This window comes from Paenibacillus lacisediminis, from assembly GCF_046567315.2.
The window spans coordinates 57,686-78,530 of sequence record NZ_JBKIAX020000020.1 but is presented as its reverse complement, the minus strand read 5'-3'; the positions used below and the strand labels follow the sequence as shown (position 1 = coordinate 78,530).

Genomic DNA, 20,845 nt, shown 5'->3' with positions numbered 1-20,845 from the left:
TCTCCCTAATTGGAAAATAAATTGCAGATGTTGACATTATACCACATACATCGTACAAACATAGATACACGGACCTAGAGACATGCTCCAGATCCGCCCATTTTGTCCATTGTCTCTGATTTAGGTTCTGAATCCCCACACTAAAAATTCTCAAATCTAGCTACTCCCCTGAAGAAAAAGGTTTATTCCGAGGCTTCGGTCCTGCGGAATAAACCCTAGAATAAACCCTTATTTGTGAAATTCGGTTATTTCAACCGGTTACCTGCCCGCCTTTTCCATAATGTTTCTCTCAATTTCATCGGGCGTGGGGTACCGGTCTTCTTTTTTGGAGACGACAATACTGGCAAGCATATTCCCGTATCGCAATGCTTCTTCGAGCGGTTTCTCCTCCAGCACGCTGTAAATGAAGCCGGCGTTGAAGCTATCCCCAGCCCCCGTCGTGTCGTAAGCCTTTACAGGAAATCCGGCATGATGCACGGCTCCCGAGCGAGTATAAGCGCTTGCCCCCCGGCTTCCCCGCTTGACAATGATGGTATTGGCGCCTAAAGAAATCAAGTGCTTCGCGGCTTGATCCACCTCGCTCGCCCCGGTTAGATGCAAAATTTCTTCATCGTTGGGCATAAAATAATCGATGTACGGCAGGAAGGAGATAATCTCCCGCCTGCTCTTTAAACTCCAGCCATCGATGGCCGAGTTGGCATCGAAGAAGGTGATTTGACCGGCGGCTTTAGCCCGTTTCAAACAGGTCAACGCCGCATCGGGACCAAATCCCGGTGCCAGAAAATAACCGTACAACAGCGTCGCACGCGCAAAGTCGAAGTCTTGCTCCCGTTCAACCAAAGCCGCGGTTAAATCGTAGGCGTTCCCTTTATAAGTAACAAAGTAGCGATCCCCGCCCTCTTTGACGATGGATACGGACAGCACCGTCCCCTTTTCGGTCCGCACAAGCTCATTTTCTATCAATGGCGCTATCTCGTCGTAAATTTTGCTTCCGTAATCGTCTTGGCCCAAAAGGGAGATGACCCGTTGTTTGACGCCGAGCTTGGCCAGCGGGAAAATCGTGTTGGCCAGGCCGCCGGGCCGCAAAATCATCGTGTCGACCATATGTTCTTCGCCAAAGTCCGGCCGCTCTTTCACTTGGGCGAGGATCAGATCTGCGGTGATCACACCTACCAAATTAATCATCGAGGTTATTCCTTCCCTGTAACTTTCGTGATGATTTCAGCTTCCCCAGCGACCAACCCCCGTTTCGCCGAGAGTTCGATGGCGGCTAACTGGATGACCAGCGAGTAAGGAATGGGGCTCACGTATTCGTGAACGGATGGAATTGCGAACGACATGACGCGTTCATGTCCAAGCTCTTCATCGGAGACATAAAGCACTTTTGCCCCCAGTTCGGCCATTTCCAGAACATACTTTTTATTAGTTTCGTAAGTTGCTCCTTTAGGATTAAAGAAGATGGCTTGCAAATTCTCTTTAATCAATTCAAAAGGGCCATGCCGGAATTGCGGAGCCGAAGCGGCCTCGGCAAAAATCCGCGCCGTTTCCTTCAGCGTCAAGGAACCCTGCCGCGCCGTGTAAACCGAAGGCCCCCGGCCCAGCAGAACGAGCGGTTTCTCCGGGCTAATGAAATCGACGATCCGCTTCCGGTACTCCTCTTCTCTATTCAAATGCTCCTCAATGACGTCAGCCGCCCGATAAAGCGAATCCGTCAGATCGTTCCCCGTCATTTTAGAGCCCAATAGCAGCATCAAAGCCGCCGTCGTCGTAAAAGATTTCGAGGAAGCGATAGCTATTTCTTTTCCCGCATGCGTGAGCAGAACCTCCCGGGCCAAACCGGCCAAAGAACCGTCCGGAGAGTTGGTGATGGCCGAGGCCGAGCGGCAGCGTTTGGCCAGCTCCTTGGCCTCGAAGCTCTCCCCGCTCTGCGAAACGATGTAAAGCTGATGCTTGTCCAGGAAAGAATCGGGATAATAGTATAAAAGTTCGGAATTATCGATAGCCGATGCTTGAATGCCGTGCAGGTTCAAATAAGAGACAAGCAGTTCGGAAGCGGCTAGGGAGCTGCCCATCCCCGTCAACAACAGCGGCTTGTCGCCGGCCGCGCTGACGGAAATATTGTTTCGCATCGTCTCCCGGATCGCCTCCGGTTGTTGTTTAACCTCGTTGAAAAATTGACTCATAATTCTCATCCCTTCTCAGAGCCTTCCGACAGGCCGCTGATGATGTATTTTTGTAAGAACAAAGCCAAAGCAATCGGCGGCAGCGATGCCAGTAATCCGCCGGTAATCTGCATGCCGAAGTCGATCATGCCGCGTTTCGAAAACTCGGAGATCGCCACCGTAATGGTCTTGGCGTCATAAGTCGAAGTGAATATGCTGGCGAACATAAACTCGTCCCAGGCGATCAGCAGCACGAATATTCCGGTGGCCACCAAGCCCGGAAGCGACAGCGGCAGCAAAAACTTGAACAAAATGCCGAGCGGCGATACGCCGTCGATTTGCGCCGATTCTTCCATAGACCTCGGGATCGAGCGGAAATACGTCTGCATCATCCAAATGACGTACGGCAGGTTGAAGGCCATATAGATCACGATAAGCGCCGGCTTATGGTTGATCATCCCCATTCGGGCAAAGATCACGTACAGAGGGATCAGCAGCACCACTTCCGGCACCATCCGGAAGCCAAGAATCGAGACCAGCAAGGCGTCCCTGCCGCGGAAACGGAACCTGGCGCAGGCATACGCCGCAAACATCCCGATGAACAGCGTCAGCAGGGTGGAGCTGAGCGCGACGACCACGCTATTTTTCATCGCCGTTAAAAAGGGGGGCAGGCTGCCGTCGCTCGCTTCACCGGAGAACACTCTCGAGTAATTGTCAAAAGTCCATTCCGCAGGCCACAAGTGAAGGGTTTTCGCGTTCAAATCCCCGCTGGAGGAGAAGGTGGCGATCACCAGCAGGAGCAGAGGCAGCGCCGTAAACAGCATGATAAGACACACGCCGACATATATCCAAAACTTCTGAGCTCTTGTTCTCTCCATAGGTCACTCCGCTTTTTTGTATAGAATTTTGATGTAGATAAAGGCGAATATCAGAATAAAGATCGACATCACAAACGCTATGGACGAGCCGTAACTGAATTTGCCGAACATCATGGAGGACTGATAGGTCAGGAAGGACAGCACTTGCGTTCCCCCGGCCGGGCCGCCCCCGGTCATGATATAAATAATGTCGAATACTTTGAATGCTTCCATCGTCCGCATGATCAGCGCGACCAATATGGCCGGACTTAACAACGGAAGCGTGATGCTGAAAAATCTCCGGAACGCCGAGGCCCCATCGATTTTCCCTGCTTCATAGGCCTCTATCGGGAGGGACTGCATCGCCGCCAATAAAATCAGAGTCACGAAAGCCGTATTTTTCCACACATCGGCGATGACGATGGCATTCATAGCCGAAAAAGAGGAGCCCAAAATATTAAAGTAACCGTCTGTAATGCCAAGGGCGGCCAGCAACACGGTGACCGTTCCATGATCCGGGTCGTAAAGCCATTTCCATAGGACCGCATTTACAATCGTGGGGAACGCCCAAGGAATCAGCATGAACCCCCTCACAAAACCTCTTCCTGCGAATTTCTCATTCAGAATCAAGGCAAACGCCATGCCGAGAATGAACTCCAAACCTACCGAGGTCACCGTAAAATACATCGTTCGGCCGACGGCCTGCCAAAAGGAAGAGTCGGACAGCACTTTGGCGAAATTTTCAAAACCTACGTAATCCCAAAGTTTCGGATTGTCCAGTTTGTGCACATTTTTGGTCAAGTTAATGAAGCTGATAAAGATCGCGTAGATCAAAGGAAGCAGGGTCACGCCGAGAATAACGAGAAAACTGGGCAGCAAATATCCGAAAGGCCGAAGTTTTTTGATCATTAGATACCTCCACATCCATATGAGACTCCGCAGGTTTGATGGAAAGTCCCGCCGGAGCGGGACCCGTTTAATTGCCGTTGGCCGCAAGCTGTTCCGTCGATGCCGCCAGCTCATCAAGCGCGGTCTTCGCATCCTTTTGACCGGTTAATACCGCCTGGAGAACAATCTGCATATTTTTGGAGAACTCATTGTAGGAATCCAGCGACGGGCGGGAAATCACCTGCTCCAGCTGTTTCTCCATATCCTTCAATGCCGTAAAGTTCTGATTGAGATCGGCGTCGCTGTAGAGCTCTTTCCAAATCGGCAGAGAGCCGGCTGCAAGCGATTGCTGTTTTTGGACTTCCTTGCTGCCCAGGTATTCGATAAACTTCCAAGCGGCGTCTTCATGTTCCGATTGCGGAGTAATCGCCAGGTACATCGACCCGGTAGCCGCCGTATGCGGGGCTCCCTCGGCCGCCGGAACCATCCCCACCTTCACCTTGCCTTTGACTTTAGAATCGCTGCCGTTCAATTCGCCCCAGTAAAAGGACCATCCGGCAACAAACGCCGTTTTCCCGTTTTTAAAAGCATCCAGCACTTGACGGTCGTTGTAGTTGATCGACGCCTTGTCGATCACTCCGTTTTTCATGGAATCGGCCATGAACGTGAGCGCCTGAACTCCCTTCTCGTCATTGAACGCCGGCTTACCCGCTTCATCCATGAACTTTCCTCCGAAGGAGCCGAGGAATTCGGCAAAGTAAGCAACGAGGCCTTCATTGGCGCTCCATCCCCATGCGCTGGCCGGACCGGGGGTTATTCCTTTCTCCTGCAGAGCTTTCGACATCGAGGCGAACTCGTCCCAAGTCACCGGCGGATGATCGAAACCGGCCTTCTTTAACAGTTCTTCGTTATAGTAAAAGAACACGACATCGTTAAACATCGGTACGCCATAGATCTCTTCGCCCAGGCTGGCGATTTGCAAGCTCGCCGGCAGGATGCCTTGCTTCATCTCGTCGGTGTAGCGGCCGGTCACCGGAAGAATGAATCCGGCGTTGGCATACTCGGAGGTCCAGATTTCATCGACGTCCACAATGTCGTAAGCCGCGTCACCGCTGGCATTAAAGGAGGCCAACTCCTTATCGTGCAACTGATCGTACGCTACATGATCCAGAACGACCTTGATGTCCGGGTTTTTCGCATTGAACTCCTCCACCGCTTTTTCCCGGAAGCCCGCAAAGTCATCGCTCGACAAAACGCGGATCGTTTGAACACCGCCGTCATTGGCGCCGCTTGCCGGTTTTCCGCCGGAACACCCGGCGAGCAGGGACGGAATTAGCACAAGGGACATGATACCGAGTAATGACTTTTTCATGAAATAACCCCCATTGTTATGTTAGTTTGTTCGAAGTACAAACAAATTGAAAGCGGTGCGGCTCTTTACTCAGAGCCTCTTGCTGACTGAACTTGAACTTTTTATAGATCCTCCGCATCCTGCAGCTGCTGGAATACGTAAGCGACTGCTCCCAATCCGCCCGCATCCCTGCCCAGGCGGGCCAGCTTAATCTCCGTGCGGATCGGTGTGAGCTCGGACACCTGCTGGCGGATATCCTCAATCACGGCGGACATGGAGCCGGATACGCCCCCGCCGATAATCACTCTCTGCGGATTCAGCAAGCTTGCGATATTCGCGATGGTGATGGACAAATATTGCACAAATTCGTTAATAACGCGAGCCGCCTTAGGTTCTCCCCGGGTGTAGCGCACAAAAAGTTCTTCGGGAGATACCCCGCTTTTCTCCAGAGCGAATGCCGAAATTTGCTGCTCGAACGCTCCCGTCTGTCCGGGACGGTTCCGTCTGTTTTGGGCCAGGTCCTCCCGATCGATAAAACAGTTGATTTCCCCCGCCGAGTAACGATGGCCTTCGATTAATTCGCCGTTGGCGATAATAGCTCCGCCCACCCCGCTTCCAATGGCTATGAAGAACATATTGTCCGTTAACCCCTCACTGCCCAGCCATCTTTCGCCTAATGCGGCAAAATTGACATCGTTGTTGACATATACCGGAAACGGAAAATAGGTTTTCGCCTTCTCAACCAGGTTGATATTGCCCCAGTTCAAAGCGGGCACGTCGAGGAGAATCCCTTCCCTGCTGTCCACAATCCCCGGAAGCCCGATCCCCATGCCGAGGATACGATCCTTTTCAATCCCGGATTTTTGAATAAACGATTGAACCAGATCCAAAGTCTCTTCTACGGTAGCCGTTGTTTTGCATTCTTCCTTATGCTCGATCTCACCGTCAAGGTCGGTCAGTACGATCAGGGTTCGAGTCCGCCCGATATCGACGCCGATGCCGTATCCCGATTTAGGATTAAAGCCCAGTTCGATTCCCCTGCGGCCCCCATCCTTGGTAGAGTCGCCCAACCCCGTCTCCACGACAAACTTTTTCTTGATCAGCTCATTGACGATGGAGGTGACCGTAGATCGGCTTAAACCCAATTTCTTGGCTATTAAAGCTCTGCTGATTTTCTTCTCGCTGCGGATCATTTCCAGAACCAAGTTCCGGTTGATCTTCTTGATCAGATCCAAACTTCCGGTTCGATTATACAACCTCTCCCCTCCTTTCATTCAGTTTCGTCGGAGAACAAACAAACTAAAATTTAAAGTAATTATAACATGTCGAAATTTACTGTCAATAGTGTAAGCGATGTCATTTTGAAAATATGTTATGAAAACTGACAATCTTGTTCGAAATGATATGAAAAAGAACAGAAAAATAGATAAAAGTAACACAATATGTATATATAAACTTACATGACATTGTGAAAACGTTCGTCCCTCATCCCTCTTCGATAACAAAAAACCGCTTCACCGGACAAACGTCCGATCAAGCGGAATCGGGATAACAAGTTCAGGTACAAAACTTCTTCTTTGGCAGCTTCACTTCTTAGTGGAACCACCATTTGCGCCGCGGATGTTGCCGAAGTTCTTCTTCGCTGTAGAGCCGATGGCCGGGTTCGGGAGTATGCAGGAAACGTTCGGTGCCGAATTCGATTTTGCGGTATTCCGACTCTCCGTCGATTTCCAGCCGTCCTTGAATTTGGTGTACGGCGATTTGCATCTCAAGGAATCCTTCAACCATCTTAAGTCACCCTCCTAAATTGATGAGCTTTACTTTGAAAATCATGGCCTTCCGACGTTGTGAGCGATGCTTTGATTTATGCCTTCATTATAGCAAATCAACGATTTTTTTAGCACCGATAAACATTGGTTATCAGGGTCTTCAGCGCCCCAGTTCACAAAACTTCCAAAACTTGTCTTTCCTAGAAAAACGACTGTCTGCACGGGGAGAATTCTGAATTTTTACGTAAAAAAACGAACGCCCCTTTAATGGGACGCCCTTGTCCAAGACTGATTCAATGACTTTACAAGCTCAACTTAATAATCAGCGCTTGACAGGGAAGGCTGGTAACCGATCGTGGCAAGAAATATCGGCAGATCAATATCCGCTGTCCGGACGCTTTGCATGATTATCCCGTTTGATCCGGAAACAGAGAGGAAGATAAATTCAGGAGAAGAAAATAGGTTTGGGAGAATCATACATGTTCGAGATCATTAGACAGGTTTGTAAGAAGGAGGTTTATGGAGAAGTGATGCAGACCTAACGGGAGGAATGGGGCACGACACCGGGAAAAAAGAAAGGCCCGTGATTATCCCCTCCCCTCCCCCCTGAACAAGAGGGATAATCGTGCAAAGTAGCATGCAGGGATACCAAGACACGAAACGCTATAAACAGCCCAGCCGCCTCAGAGCCAAAGTCATAATTTATTTGTCAAGCATTGATCTCGGTTTTGAGCCACTTTGCATTGTTTATTTTCGAGTCAGTTAAGCGGGTTATGCTTTAATCAGCAGGTTTTCGATTGGGTTATGGCGTTCATTTCGTGCGGATCCCCAGCTTTTCCTCATAGACCTCGTACAATTCCTGCCAACCGTATTTGAGCGCTTCTTCCCCCACCATCGAGGGCATTTGTTCGCCGGCCAGCGTTCCGGTCAAGCCATCCAGGCAAAGATGCCAGCCCGCCGCGTAAGAAGGCGCTTGTTTGCGATCCGCAAACCGATGCCGCAACACCAGGGTCGTCTTGTCTTGGTCAAGGGTAGCCAGCTCCCAGCGTAGGATGTCTGCACCCCATCGAAACACAAGCAGATGGGGAGCGTTAACCTCTAAAACATATCCCTCCATCTCTTCTGCCTCAGGCGTGTTGATATGCTTCAGCCGTACGGCCCCCACTTCGGTCAGATCCTTGTCTGCTGAAAACGGCCCCCATTTGGGGACTTGATCGGCCCGGGTCAGCGCGTCCCAAACTTTTTCAGGCGGATGGTTCAATCCCCGTTCCAGCACAAGCACCCAGTCCTCCTGGTCTTGCATAAGCTTTGGATTCACAATCGGCGATCTCATGTTCCGTTTCCTCCTAATCTTTTTTCTGCTGGTCCAAAAAATTCTCCAAGGCATCAACATGCCGATTCCACTTCTTGCGATAGGCCTTCAGCCATTCGTCGATCTCCGCCAGCGGCTCGGCTTCCAGCGAATAGATATGCTGCTGGGACTTGACCCGGACCTTGACCAGGCCGCTTTGGCGCAGCGTCCGCAAATGCTTGGACACCAAGGGCTGCGACAGCCCCAACGCCTGGGCCAGATCCGTTACGTTGGATTCCGACTGAAGCAGCAGGTCCAAAATCCGCCGGCGGGAAGGCTCGGCAATGACGGCAAAGGTATCCGGCATACTTATCTCCCCTTTCGATAGTATTATCATAACCAATTGGTTATATAACTACAAGTTCATGTATGGCGAAAAGAAGAATTTTCTGTTGAGAAGAGTATTCTCACGTCAAAAGTTGGAATTTTTATATTGATTTTACGTGTCACATAATATATGTTTTATTTGTGTGACACAGAAAGGAGGTGTACAAGCTGAGTCCACGAACAGGTCGGCCAAAAGCGGACAACCCCAAGAATTACATTATTAAGGCGCGGTTCGATGAAGAAACGTACAGAGCCGTGACTGATTATTGTAAGAAACATAATATCACCAGAACCGACGCGATCCGTCTGGGACTGAAACTGCTTTTGTCCGAAGAAAAATAATAGGAAGCGGCGCATCCCTCAAAGAACGACGCCACTTCCCCCAAGGCAACCCCCAAGAAAGGAAAGTTGCATAAATATCCTACCATGTGCAAACTTTCCTTTCAAGGAGGCGGCCTCTTATACCGAAAGGGAGGATAAACATGCCAAGCATTTTGGAAGAGCTTTATGCCGGAAATATTTTGCCGGATGAAATGATCGTGCCCAGGAACCCGAAATATCGTCCATTATGCGGACAAATCTCCGCGGCGATGGAGAACTGGCGCAAGAAACTGGGCGAAGAGGAATTCCGCGAATTGGAAGCTTTGCTGGATCTTCATGCGGAGGCCAGTGCCATGCATAATGAGGCGGCATTCACGCACGGCTTCAAGCTGGGAGCGGCCATCCTGGCGGAAGTGCTGGTCGGAAAAGAGGAGCTTGTCCGCTCAATATAGAAAGTAAGCAATAGCCGATTTTAGGGGCGGTAAGCTTCATGGAATAGCGGCACAAATAGACCGATTCCTTGGCGTGGGCGGTCTATTTGTGCTTATGAAAGGAAAGTATCAGGACACATATAAGTAAAGGAGATGATCTCTTATGACAAAGGTAAAGCTTCGTAAAGTCCTTAGAGTCAGCCAATCCTCGGTAATCAAATCCCATAAGACTAAGCGGGCAATTTCACCTGTAAATGGGGTCATCATTATTCCTCCTACTCGTGCTCAAAGAGAACAATCTTCGATTTTAATGCGGAGAGCCCTGCAAAAAATAATTCAATCCATTGGCCAAGAGGCATATGATAAACGAAGAATAGATGCTGATGAGGAATTTGAACGCATTACTGGTTTCAAAGTCCGCTCTTAATGGAGCGGATTTTTTTATGCCCAAAAAATTCAAACAAAAACCACAAATTAATGTTGTTTTATGTTGATTTTCCAACAAATCGTATTTATGATGGAGTCAGATAGTGCAAGACTTGAAAGTCCTATGCACTTATTCAAGTGAACAGTTTCACAAAAAAGGAGGGTTTGGCCATGAGCCAACGTATGATTTTGAACGAAACCTCGTATTTCGGGGCCGGGGCGATTGCCGATATCGTCAATGAAGTGAAGCAGCGCCGTTTTGTTAAGGCATTGATCGTAACCGACAAGGAGCTTGTGAAGCATAATGTCGTGTCCAAAATTACCGAACTGCTTGACCTCCACCAGTTGCCCTATTCCGTTTTCGATGAAACGGTAGCGAATCCTACCATTGAAGTCGTGCAAAAAGGATTGACCGCCTTTAAGGCAGCCGGGGCGGATTATATCATCGCGATCGGCGGCGGATCGCCGATGGATACGGCCAAAGCGATCGGCATCATCAGCAACAATCCGGAATACGCCGACGTTCGCAGTTTGGAGGGAGCAGTGGCGACGGCCCATAAATCGGTACCGATCATCGCCGTTCCGACAACGGCCGGGACAGCGGCGGAGGTTACAATTAATTATGTAATCACGGATACGCAAAACAAACGGAAATTTGTCTGCGTTGATCCTCATGACATTCCCGTTGTCGCCATCGTTGACCCGGATATGATGAGCTCCATGCCCAAAGGACTCACCGCCGCCACCGGCATGGACGCTCTAACCCATGCGATCGAAGGATACATTACCAAAGCAGCCTGGGAATTGACCGATGCGCTGCATCTAAAAGCGGTGGAAATCATCGCCCGGTCCCTGCGCGGCGCCGTGAACAATGATCCGCAAGGCCGCGAAGGAATGGCACTGGGGCAGTATATCGCCGGCATGGGCTTTTCTAATGTGGGCCTGGGGTTGGTGCACGGTATGGCTCATCCGTTGGGAGCTTTTTACGATACGCCTCATGGAGTGGCTAATGCTATTTTGCTGCCGTCCATTATGGCATACAACGCCGATTACACCGGGGAGAAATACCGCGACATCGCCAAAGCGATGGGCGTGCCGGGAATCGAACAAATGAGCATCCAGGAAGCGCGCAACGCCGCAGTTGCCGCGGTTCGCCAGCTATCGGAGGACGTCGGCATCCCATCCCGTCTCCGTGAAGTCGGTGTGCGGGAGGAAGATATCCCCACCCTGGCGCGTTCGGCATACGAGGACGTATGCACAGGCGGTAATCCGCGGGAGACAACGGTGGCCGAGATCGAGGAGTTGTATCGGGCGATTTTTTAGGTTGCTAATTCTCACAGGTTAGTAAGCAAGGGGAGCTCACAGCCATTGAACGGCTGCAGGCTCCCCTTAAAAATTTTCACGAACGTGTAAATTTCAGATTAGTTGTGATACAATGAAAGTACTTATTAAGGAGCCGTGCTTGCAGGGCACGGCCCCGGGCAATAGCCGCTTTTAAGGGCGGCAGGCTGTATTGGAATAGCGGCACAAATAGACCGATTCCTTGGCAGGGGGCGGTCTATTTGCGTTTATGGAAGGAAAGTATCAGGACAATTAAAGTCGCAAATGAGATCATTAGCGTCAATGCTTGATAAACTTCCACCTGGCATCCCTCCCTTCTATAGAGAGGTAGCCCAACCGCCCTTGCAAGCCTATTCTATTGCTTACTTCGTATTATATCACTCTTGTAAAAGTATGGAATTTAAGATCATGACAACCGCGTGACACTTCTCCGTCATCCTTCTTGTCCTTTTTGCCCGATAAGCTTTCCATTTTCAAAACAGTAGGTTTTCCCGTATTCGGGAAGCAGGCGAATTCCTGACGATAGCTCCATTTGTTCCGGATGCAGGCTGTGCAGCGGAATAAACCAATCGGCGCCGATCCGATCGCCGATGAGCCGTAAATGCTTGGGAGTCGCGTGGCCGGAAGCGCCAATATAGCGATAATTCAGGCCGATCCGCCGCAGCAGGTCCCGCAGTGCGGCGTAATCGGGATCGTAGGCGCCGAGCGGTGCTCCGTTAGAGTGGATATACACGCCAGCTTCCGTCCGCAACCGCAGCAACTCTAACGACCGGGCGAAGCTGTTCTGCAGCGCAAAGCGCTCCGGAGCCGCGTTGATGTCGGCGAGCGAAACCGGAACACAGCCTTCGAGCGGAGTTTCCAAAAGCACCGCCAGGCCCTCACGTCCGCTGAGTGAACGCAGCAGGAAGGCCGTGTCAGGCTCCAACACCGGCGTCCGTCCGACCGCGATCGCCGCTTCGCACAAAGCCTCCACCCGCTCGATATGCCGATGATACATGTTGATAACCGCCAGACCGGACGTTTCCCGCATCGCCGCCGCGGCGCGTTCCGCCACACTGCCTTCCGCATCCTGTCCCCCGCCGCTGGCAGGATCGCCGTCAGCCTCCCCACCTTGCGTCAGGCCAAGCGTTGTGCCCTCGATGATCAGCGCGTGGACTTGCCGGCGCTTAGCTACCTCCGCCATCCCAAGTGTCCACTCGGGATGATTGCCGTGCAAACGGAAATCACCCGTATACAGCAGCCGGACGTCTGGCGTCTCCACCAGAAAAGCGCAGGCGCCGGCCACATCATGATCCACCCGCAGCGGTGTGACGCTGATCTCGCCGCAAACAACCGGCTGATCATAGGCAAAAGAGTCAAACATACGGCCGGAAGCGAGCGGCACGCCTTCACCGATCGCCTCCAGCGCTTCATACAGCCGCAGGCTCTCCTCAGACATCAGGACCGGCACCGACGGATCGATCATTCCCATCAGTGCCATGTGATCCAGATGAAGATGGGAGATGAAAACCGCCTGCTGCAAAAGGCTTTGACCCGCGGGTCGCAGAGCGCTTTGGCCTGCCGGGCGAAGACCGCTCCCTGCTGCGAGCAGCGACTTTTCGCCGTACAGCCCGTCCAGCGGGGGCAACAGCCCCAACCGCAAAAAGTCAGACACCGGGTCGGTCAACTCGGCAATGCCGTGCTCCAACTTATTTCCCGCCGGACTGAAGCAGCGGCCGAAATCGAAAACGATGCGGCTTTGCCCGTGCTCCACCGTGACGATCGTTTCGCCAATCGTCCGCAAACCGGACCAAAAACGGATGAGCGTGTTCGATTCTCCCATGACAAACACCTCCGTTACGGCTTCAAACTGTTCAATGCGGCTTGCTCGGCGCTCGCCAGCCCTTCTTGTACCGATTTCTGTCCGTGCAGCGCCTCGTCGATTTGCTTCGATACATCGGTACGCAATTTGTTGTAGCCGTCCAGATGCGGTTCGCCAAAGGCGGAGTCAAATTGCTGCGATGCCGCTTTTTGCTCAGGATGCTCCACGATGAATGCCGTCCACTCGCTGTCTTCCAGAGCCGAACCTCGCACCGGCACGTATCCGGTTTCCTTGGCCCACTGGATCATCGCTTCCTTGGAAATCAGAAATTTCCCGAACTCCCAGGCTGCGAGTTTCTGCTCCGGTGTGGCGTTTTGGAAAACAATCACGTTCGTGCCTTGAAACGGGGAAGCGGCCGCCTTATCCTTCGGCAACGTTGCGGTAGACCATTTGAATTTGCCGCTCACCGCGCTGTCGACAAAAGAGGTACCGGCGGAAGAACCGATATACATCGCTACATCCCCGCGCCCAAAAGGATCGGACATATAACCGTCTTCTCCGGCCAAACGCCCCGTTTTGGTCGTAACGATCAAGTCGTACAGAAAACCGAGCGCTTTTTCGCCTTCCGGCGAATTGAACGCGACTTTGCCGTCCTCGGTCACGTACTCGCCGCCCGCCTGTTTTACATAAGTGGCCAAATTGCCGGATACCGAGTTTTCAAGACCGATGCCGACGACTTTTTTACCGTTGATGTTGGACGTCAGCTTGGCCGCCGCCGTTTTCAGCTCATCCCAGGTTGCCGGAACATCCAGCCCGAATTTGTCCAAATAGTCCTGATTGTAGTACAGCACTTCCGTACTTTTGTTAAAAGGCAGGCCGTACGTTTTCCCGTCCCAGGCGTTGTCGTCCATAAAAGCTTTGACGATATCGGCCTGGTCCTCGGCGCTCAGGCCTACTTTGGCATCATTGATATATGGCGTCAGGTCTTCAATCAGATCGTTCGCCACGTATTCGGTCTGCCAATTGGAATAACCCTGTGACATCGTGGGCGAAGTTTTCGCTTTCGCTGCGGCCATCAGTTTCTGCGACAGATCGTCATAACTGCCTTGGGCCACCAGCTTAACCGTAATATTCGGGTTCTGGTTGTGGAATTCGTCCGCCAACTGCTGCAGCACCTCTTCCAGATGCCAGGACATCGCATGCCAGAACTCGATCGTTACCGGCTGGTCGAGCGTAATGGAACCGGGACCGGCTGCAGTGCTCTCCTCCGCCCCGCCTGCCGCATTCCCGCCGGCTCCGGCATTAGTTGCACCTGCGGTCTGATTTTTCCCGGCATTGCCCGAGTTCACCTGTCCGGCTCCCCCGCCGCAGGCCGTAACGGCCAGCATGATCAAACAAAGCAGCATGAGGACTACAATTCCCTTTTTTCGCAACATGCGTTTCCCCTCGCTTTCTTTTTTTGAACAATTAACAGCGTTTGTTCCGACATCGTCACCTGGCAATCTCATTGCGAACTACTCCCGACCATCACCACCTTTAAGAGGTAGTTCAAAAAGTCATCTTTTGATCACAAAGCAGGCCAAGATGTAGACTCGACATCGAATCTTGAATTCAGCCGGGCCAAGCCTATACTTTCGAAGCATGTTTCCTGCGGAAACATTTCAGTTGCTCACGTAGGATCTCCCTACGCTCCGCTACTCAGTCCCTAGCTTCATCCAACCTTCTCGGTGCTGAAAACCTGCTGTTAAGCAAATAACGGCCAAAAGGAGCCGCCTCTCAGGCAATCCGGTAATTGTCCCATTTCCAACTCACCGGAATCCATTGCGGCGGCATCATCACCACTTCATCCGGCGTTTTGAGGGACGTCGTGAGCATCCAGTAAAAGGGCAAAATCATCGTCAGGCCGCCCACGATCAACACCGCGTAGATCAAGGCGCGCCCGGCCGCACGGATCGCCTCTTGTTGGAGAAAATGCATTTTTGGAGCCATCAGTAATGCACCTTCTTTTTGCCGATATAAAATTTCAGAGCCGTAATGAGAGCTATGACGATAAACATCAAATAGGAAGCCGCGGCAGCCGCGCCGAAATCCCATTCGGCGTAAAACTTGCGAAATACGTAAAACACGATCGTCAGCGCGCTGTCGGACGGCCCCGCCTTCCCGCCTCCGCCTCCGAACAGGGCGTACACCTCGTCAAACACCTTAAACGATGAAATCGCCGAGACAACGGTGACAAAAAAAGTAGTCGGTGAAAGCAGCGGCAGAACGATATGCCACAGCCTGCGCCCGTAATTCGCCCCGTCGACGCTGGCGGCCTGCTCGTATTGCTTGTCGATCGTTTGCAGCCCCGCCAGAAAGATGATGATGTTGTAGCCGAGGCTTTTCCAGATGGACATCAGCACAAGCGCCGGGATCGATAGCTGCGGCGTGTTCAGCCACGAAACAGGCTCGATACCCAGCCAGCCAAGAAAGTAGTTGAGAATGCCGTAATCCCGGTGGTAAATCCACTGCCAAACGACGGCAACGGCCACCAGCGAAGTAACATACGGCAAAAAATAGACAGTCCGGAACAAGCCGCGAAACCGGATGTTGGCATTCAGCATCAGCGCGATCAGCAGGGACAGCGCCACCGATACGGGCACGCCACCGACAACAAACAGCAGCGTGTTGCGCATGGCCAGCCAAAAATCGGGATCATGCAGCACTGCAGCATAATTGCCCCATCCTGTGGCGTAAACGATATCCTTAAAATAGTCGTATTCCGTAAAAAAGCTGAGCTCCAGCGACTTGAACAGCGGATATACCGTAAATACCCCGATAACCGCAAAAGCGGGCAGCAAGTACAACAGTGCTTTTAACGTGCTTTGTATAGTCGGCCGCCAATTCATCGCATCACAGCCCTCCCTCCATAGAATCGCCGGTTCCTTCAATGGACCAGCATTTCATCATAAGCGATCCCAGGCGTCAATCCATTGTTAAATTTGTTCAATACCAAAAAACACCTACACGGAATTTGCCTTGAAGCCAATAAAGCTGGTTCCAAGGGTCAAATTCTTAGAGGTGCGATTCAGGCAGGCGCTTCCGGGAGGCACGGGCTTCTCCGGCGGAGGTAACCGGGGACGCTAGCCGCGTCTTCAGGAGCCCCCTTCGGCTGCGGGCTTCCGTGTGCTGCTTCCGGGCAGCGCTTCTGGGAGGGGCAGGCTTCTAGTCGAGGGCGCCGGCCACCTAGCCGAACTTCCAGGCGGTGCCTCCGGTTGCGGCTTCCGAGTGTAGTTTTCGGCTAGAGGTGGTAACCGTACCAGGTTGAGCGATGGCGTGGCACGCAAATAAAGGACTTTTTAGGCGTTATTGGGGCGCTTTCTTCCTTCACCGGGAAAATAGCGGTAAATTATGGCCTTACTTCTCCCGGCGCCCGGATATTTGCCGTTTTTACAGCCTTCCCCGCAAAATAACGCCAAAAAATACCTCTATCCTGCAAGTTGCCGGGGAGCTAGCGAAAATAACGCCTTTTTGTTCCGTTATTTTCTGCGATGCGATAATCTCTGCAGTGGCGAAAAATCTTGTGCATACAAAAAGGGAGTCTAAGCAGCTAGAACTGCTGTAGACTCCCTTCGTATTTACTTCACAAGTTGTCCGCGGGTGACGCCGAGCTGGTTGGTGGCTTTGAGCGTTTTCCAGACCTGGGTTCCGCTGATTTCGCCGCGCAGAGCGCGGTTGTACAGGTCGATGACCTCGCGCACCTGCTCCGGCGTTTCCTCCAGGAATTCGACTCGGTAGCTAGACACGCCAAGCTCGAGGAAATGGTTCAAATATTCCGCACCGGACTGCTCGATCGCGTTGTACACCGTGTTGCGGCAGCCTTCGTCTACCCGGACGGGATGGGACATGCCGATACGGTCCTGCAGCGAAGCCCGGTGTTGTTCGCACGGACGGCCGCAGTTGGTGTAGTCGGTGCCTTCGCTGAGGAAGGTGCAGTACACGCAGTGCTCCGTATGGAACATCGGCAAATGCTGATGAATGACGACTTCCATGTCGGCCGTCGGGCTGACTCGCAGCAGATCGACCATCTGCTGGATGTTCAAATCATAGGACGGCGTGACGATGTCGCAGCCGGCCTCCAGGAACAGCTCTACCGTTTTGTGATTGGCGATGTTCAGCGAAAAATCGCCGATCAGCCGCGGGTGCACGGCCGACGGATTCTCCATGCGGTGGCGCAGGTAAAAGTACAGCGCCCCGGTGTTGCGCACCAGCACCGCGTCGGGCTGAAGGCGCAGGATGTTGTTGTGGTAGCCGTTTTCGCCCGGCATATGGATGCGCGGCGTGGCCAGCGCGATCTGCTTACCGGCGGCATGAACGGCTTCAACCGCTGCCGGGAACTGCTTGATAAATTCGAAGTCGGCGTAAACAAACGAGACGCCGGCTTCAAGCGCAGCCTGCACCTGCGGCAGGCTGCGGCACAGCGCGGTGAGCTGCGCTTCACCGTGCTTTACGGGCGCGCGGCTCGGGCCGGCCGCGGCGCCGCCCTGCGCAGCAGCGTCAGCTTCGCTGGACGCTGCGCGCGCGCTCCCGGCGCTGCCATGCAGCGCGCCGGACACGGCCCCCGGCCCCCCGCCGTACGCGGGGGCCGCCACGGACGCCCCGCCCGCGGCAGGGGCGTCCCCCGCCGCCGCCCGTGTCCACACGGGCGGCTTCGGCCGCTCGGCGGCGAGCAGTTCCACCGCGCGCCGGCGGATGCCGTTCAGCTCTCGAATCGGCAGGATGACGTCGCCATGCAGCTCCGCATCCAGCTTCTCGAGCTGAAACACCGTGCCGCCGAGACGCCCAAACTGCTCTTCGAGCAGCGCCGCGTCCATCGGCCGTTTTTGCGCGACCTCGAGCTCCAGCTCCGAGTCGACGCGCACCATCGTCCCCTTCTGCACATCCGTCCAGAAGGTGGTGAGCAGCCCGCCGGGATGCCCGACGGCCCGCACATGCACCGGGAACACGCGGTACGGCTTGTCCGTCTCAAACGTTTGGCGCAGCCGTTTATCGAGCGCCTGATCACTCGTTTTCCAGATGCGGTCGCCGACATGCAGCCGGCGCAAATCCACGTCGTTCCGGCCCGGCACGATGTCCACGATCCAGCCCTCGCCGGCCTCGCCCTCGTGCTTCACGCCTTTGCGGCGCAGGTCGTAAACGCGTCCGCCTTCTTCTTTTTTCGTCGGATCCCCGGCATCAAACACGATCCCGTCGCCGCGCTTCAGCGGCGCTTCCAGCTTGCAGACAACGCCGTCGCGCAGCACCTTTTCGACCCGGCCCAGGTACACGCCCCGGCTTTTCGGGAACGTCCCGTCGACCAGTTTTTTATTGTTCGTCCCTTCCAGGAACCCGTGCGTAAAGCCGCGCGAAAAACTCTGCTGCAGTTCGCGGATCTCCTCCTTGGAAGGCCGCGTATCATCCCCATCAAAATACCGGTCGATCGCCTTGCGGTATTTGCTCACCACATTCGCCACGTACTCCGGACTTTTCAGCCGCCCTTCGATTTTGAACGAGGTCACGCCCGCCTCGATCAGCTCCGGCATAATGTCGATCGCCGCCAAATCCTTCGGCGACAGCAGATAGGCCACATCGCCCATCGGCTTCTTATCTCCGTCGACCATGAGGTCGTACGGCAGCCGGCACGCCTGCGCGCATTCGCCGCGGTTGGCCGAGCGCCCGCCCCACATTTCCGAGGTCAGGCACTGACCGGAATACGACACGCACAGCGCCCCGTGCACAAACACCTCCATCGGCAGCTTCGCCTGCTCCCCGATCACCTTGATCTGCTTCAGGTTGTTTTCCCGTCCCAAAACGACCCGCTCCATGTTCCACGGCTTGACAAACTCCACCGCCTCCGGCGAAGTAATCGTCATCTGCGTCGATCCGTGAATCGGAAAATCCGGCGATATTTCGCGGATCTGCTTCACCAGCCCGAGGTCCTGCACGATCACCGCGTCCACGCCGCTGCCCATGCACGCCTCCACCAGTTCCTGCGCCTCTTTCAGCTCATCCTCGAACACAAGAATGTTGAACGTCAGAAACCCTTTGACCCCATAGCTGTGCAAAAACGCCATGATTTCCGGCAGCTCGTCCATGCGGAAATTGTTCGCCCGTGCCCGGGCATTAAACTTCTCAACGCCAAAAAAAATCGCGTCCGCCCCGTTCGCCACCGCCGCCCGCATGCAGTCCCAGTCACCCGCCGGCGCCAGCAGCTCCACATCCTGCCTTGTTAATCCCGTCTTGCTCATGTATATCCTCCTAAACCGGTAATGCCGGCACAAAGTCTTAAATCTATATTCATACCTAATAAAAGTTCAAAATTTAATCATCCGTCAACTTATATATTCTAGCAGACATTGCTGGCGTACTCTAGCTTTTCCATCCATTCACAAGGAAAAAACATGCTCAGCGATGCCGTGAGTCCGCATGCGAAAAAAACCGTACAGCCTGCCACGCCGCATCTACAAAAAACCTCCGCTCCCTTAAATGGGATGCAGAGGTTGTGTACCCAGTTTATTTGCTTCGCCGCGCCCGCGAAGCTTGAATGATCTCCGCCGCCTGGCGGATGATCTCGTCCAACGAGGTTTCGTCCGTGGCGTCGTATTCGTCGATGTTCAGCCGCAGCACCGGGCATGCGTTAAATTCCTCGATCCACCTGGCATAGCGCTCATACATCTGCTCCCAATAGGATACGTCGGTCTGGATTTCCATTTCCCGGCCCCGCAGCCGGATCCGGTTCAAAATCGAAGACAAATCGCCTTCTAAGTAGATCAGCACGTCCGGGTGCGGAAAATACGGCGTCATCACCATCGCCTCGAACAGGCTGCTGTACGTTTTGTAATCGGTTTTGGACATCGTGCCCTGGTCGGCATGCATTTTGGCAAAAATACCGGTGTCCTCGTAAATCGAACGATCCTGCACAAATCCGCCGCCCGCTTCGACAATCGCTTTTTGCTCCTTAAACCGTTCAGCCAAAAAATAAATTTGCAAATGAAAGCTCCATCTTTCAAAATCGTGGTAGAACTTCTCCAGATAGGGGTTCTGATCGACCTTCTCCATCGAAGTGCGGAAGCCGAGCCGGGCCGCCAGGGCGGTGGTCAGCGTGGACTTGCCGACGCCCACGGTGCCCGCGACCGTGATCAAAGCGTCTTTGGGGATGTGAAAATCATGGCTCATCGTTTACATGCGCTCCTTTATCTCGGCAACGATTTGTTCGAAATGATCCGGATGCTCGACAAAATCCATCGCATTGCCGTCAACCGTGATGACAACCGTTTCAGGTTCATTCGCCTTTATGTGGGCCATAGCCGTCTCGTAATCCTCGATTAACTGCTCCAGATAACCGGGATCGATGTCCTTCTCAAAACTCCGGCCGCGTTTCGCGATTCTTTGCTGCAGGGTCGCCAGATCCGCCTGGATATACACGATAAGGTTAGGCTTCGGCAAATCGTCGGTCAGCAGATGATAAACCTGCCGGTATTTGTCGAGTTGGACCTCTTTCAGCGTGCGCTGGGCAAAAATCAAATTTTTATAAATATGATAATCCGACACGACCGGCTGGTGCCGGGACACAAACTTAAGCGCCGTATCCTCCAGTTGCTTATACCGGTTGCACAAAAAAAACATTTCCAGTTGAAAGCCCCATTCCTCGATGTTCTGATAAAACTTGTCCAGGAACGGATTTTCCTCCACAATCTCCTTCAGGAGCGGAAAATCAAACCGTTCGGCGAGCATCGTCGCCAGCGTTGTTTTACCGGCCCCAATGGCGCCTTCCACAGCAATATACGGACTTGGTTTCATAA

The 20,845-nt window shown here is 53.1% G+C and carries 21 protein-coding genes; 4 read left to right on the top strand and 17 right to left on the bottom strand.

What is annotated here, in order from left to right:
- Positions 1-258 precede the first annotated feature (258 nt).
- From ACLD72_RS27595 to ACLD72_RS27555, 9 genes are all read right to left on the bottom strand, one after another.
- On the bottom strand, positions 259-1,185 hold the full coding sequence (locus ACLD72_RS27595) for a carbohydrate kinase family protein (protein WP_411003112.1): 927 nt from the start codon (positions 1,183-1,185) through the stop codon (positions 259-261).
- A gap of 5 nt (positions 1,186-1,190) precedes the next feature.
- Entirely contained in the window at positions 1,191-2,183 is a 993-nt protein-coding gene (locus ACLD72_RS27590; protein ID WP_411003111.1) for an SIS domain-containing protein, read from the bottom strand.
- Between the two features lie 5 nt (positions 2,184-2,188).
- The gene (locus ACLD72_RS27585) at positions 2,189-3,040 is read right to left on the bottom strand and encodes a carbohydrate ABC transporter permease (RefSeq protein WP_124333373.1); all 852 of its coding nucleotides are present in this window, start codon (positions 3,038-3,040) and stop codon (positions 2,189-2,191) included.
- Between the two features lie 3 nt (positions 3,041-3,043).
- The gene (locus ACLD72_RS27580; protein ID WP_196427512.1) at positions 3,044-3,928 is read right to left on the bottom strand and encodes a carbohydrate ABC transporter permease; all 885 of its coding nucleotides are present in this window, start codon (positions 3,926-3,928) and stop codon (positions 3,044-3,046) included.
- A gap of 67 nt (positions 3,929-3,995) precedes the next feature.
- Positions 3,996-5,279 carry an extracellular solute-binding protein gene (locus tag ACLD72_RS27575; RefSeq protein WP_155620303.1) on the bottom strand — a complete coding sequence of 428 codons (1,284 nt, stop codon included), beginning with the start codon at positions 5,277-5,279 and terminating at the stop codon, positions 3,996-3,998.
- 101 nt (positions 5,280-5,380) lie between these two features.
- On the bottom strand, positions 5,381-6,514 hold the full coding sequence (locus ACLD72_RS27570) for an ROK family transcriptional regulator (protein ID WP_411003110.1): 1,134 nt from the start codon (positions 6,512-6,514) through the stop codon (positions 5,381-5,383).
- A 337-nt stretch (positions 6,515-6,851) separates the two neighbouring features.
- Positions 6,852-7,046, bottom strand: coding sequence for a hypothetical protein (locus ACLD72_RS27565; protein ID WP_036619421.1), 195 nt, complete (start codon positions 7,044-7,046; stop codon positions 6,852-6,854).
- Positions 7,047-7,838: 792 nt separating this feature from the next.
- Entirely contained in the window at positions 7,839-8,360 is a 522-nt protein-coding gene (locus ACLD72_RS27560) for an SRPBCC family protein (RefSeq protein ID WP_411003109.1), read from the bottom strand.
- A gap of 13 nt (positions 8,361-8,373) precedes the next feature.
- Positions 8,374-8,685 (bottom strand): ArsR/SmtB family transcription factor, encoded by a 312-nt coding sequence (locus ACLD72_RS27555; protein ID WP_458476264.1) that lies wholly within the window; start codon positions 8,683-8,685, stop codon positions 8,374-8,376.
- A 502-nt stretch (positions 8,686-9,187) separates the two neighbouring features.
- Between ACLD72_RS27555 and ACLD72_RS27550 the strand changes: the two genes are divergently transcribed.
- From ACLD72_RS27550 to fucO, 3 genes are all read left to right on the top strand, one after another.
- Entirely contained in the window at positions 9,188-9,478 is a 291-nt protein-coding gene (locus tag ACLD72_RS27550; RefSeq protein ID WP_411003108.1) for a DUF6809 family protein, read from the top strand.
- A 142-nt stretch (positions 9,479-9,620) separates the two neighbouring features.
- A complete protein-coding gene (locus ACLD72_RS27545) occupies positions 9,621-9,884 on the top strand; it encodes a hypothetical protein (RefSeq protein ID WP_411003107.1) in 264 nt (87 codons plus the stop codon).
- A gap of 170 nt (positions 9,885-10,054) precedes the next feature.
- On the top strand, positions 10,055-11,206 hold the full coding sequence (gene fucO / locus ACLD72_RS27540) for a lactaldehyde reductase (RefSeq protein ID WP_411003106.1): 1,152 nt from the start codon (positions 10,055-10,057) through the stop codon (positions 11,204-11,206).
- Positions 11,207-11,441: 235 nt separating this feature from the next.
- On the opposite strand, the gene ACLD72_RS27535 is transcribed toward fucO, so the two are convergent.
- From ACLD72_RS27535 to ACLD72_RS27515, 5 genes are all read right to left on the bottom strand, one after another.
- Entirely contained in the window at positions 11,442-11,525 is an 84-nt protein-coding gene (locus ACLD72_RS27535) for a putative holin-like toxin (protein WP_221928479.1), read from the bottom strand.
- 132 nt (positions 11,526-11,657) lie between these two features.
- Positions 11,658-13,046 carry an MBL fold metallo-hydrolase gene (locus ACLD72_RS27530; protein ID WP_411003105.1) on the bottom strand — a complete coding sequence of 463 codons (1,389 nt, stop codon included), beginning with the start codon at positions 13,044-13,046 and terminating at the stop codon, positions 11,658-11,660.
- 14 nt (positions 13,047-13,060) lie between these two features.
- Entirely contained in the window at positions 13,061-14,461 is a 1,401-nt protein-coding gene (locus ACLD72_RS27525) for an ABC transporter substrate-binding protein (RefSeq protein ID WP_458476263.1), read from the bottom strand.
- A 340-nt stretch (positions 14,462-14,801) separates the two neighbouring features.
- Complete coding sequence (locus ACLD72_RS27520; RefSeq protein WP_411003103.1) at positions 14,802-15,014, bottom strand: hypothetical protein; 213 nt, start codon at positions 15,012-15,014, stop codon at positions 14,802-14,804.
- Positions 15,014-15,913, bottom strand: a complete 900-nt coding sequence (locus tag ACLD72_RS27515; RefSeq protein ID WP_411003102.1) for a carbohydrate ABC transporter permease — start codon at positions 15,911-15,913, stop codon at positions 15,014-15,016. Before ACLD72_RS27515 ends, ACLD72_RS27520 begins: the two co-directional genes overlap by 1 nt.
- A gap of 422 nt (positions 15,914-16,335) precedes the next feature.
- Between ACLD72_RS27515 and ACLD72_RS27510 the strand changes: the two genes are divergently transcribed.
- Positions 16,336-16,629 (top strand): hypothetical protein, encoded by a 294-nt coding sequence (locus ACLD72_RS27510; protein WP_411003101.1) that lies wholly within the window; start codon positions 16,336-16,338, stop codon positions 16,627-16,629.
- Between the two features lie 13 nt (positions 16,630-16,642).
- On the opposite strand, the gene ACLD72_RS27505 is transcribed toward ACLD72_RS27510, so the two are convergent.
- From ACLD72_RS27505 to ACLD72_RS27495, 3 genes are all read right to left on the bottom strand, one after another.
- Complete coding sequence (locus ACLD72_RS27505; RefSeq protein ID WP_458476262.1) at positions 16,643-19,291, bottom strand: DUF3656 domain-containing U32 family peptidase; 2,649 nt, start codon at positions 19,289-19,291, stop codon at positions 16,643-16,645.
- 265 nt (positions 19,292-19,556) lie between these two features.
- Positions 19,557-20,219 (bottom strand): deoxynucleoside kinase, encoded by a 663-nt coding sequence (locus tag ACLD72_RS27500; protein WP_411003907.1) that lies wholly within the window; start codon positions 20,217-20,219, stop codon positions 19,557-19,559.
- Positions 20,220-20,222: 3 nt separating this feature from the next.
- Positions 20,223-20,843: a deoxynucleoside kinase gene (locus tag ACLD72_RS27495; protein ID WP_411003908.1), complete on the bottom strand. Its 621-nt coding sequence runs from the start codon at positions 20,841-20,843 to the stop codon at positions 20,223-20,225.
- Between the last annotated feature and the right edge of the window lie 2 nt (positions 20,844-20,845).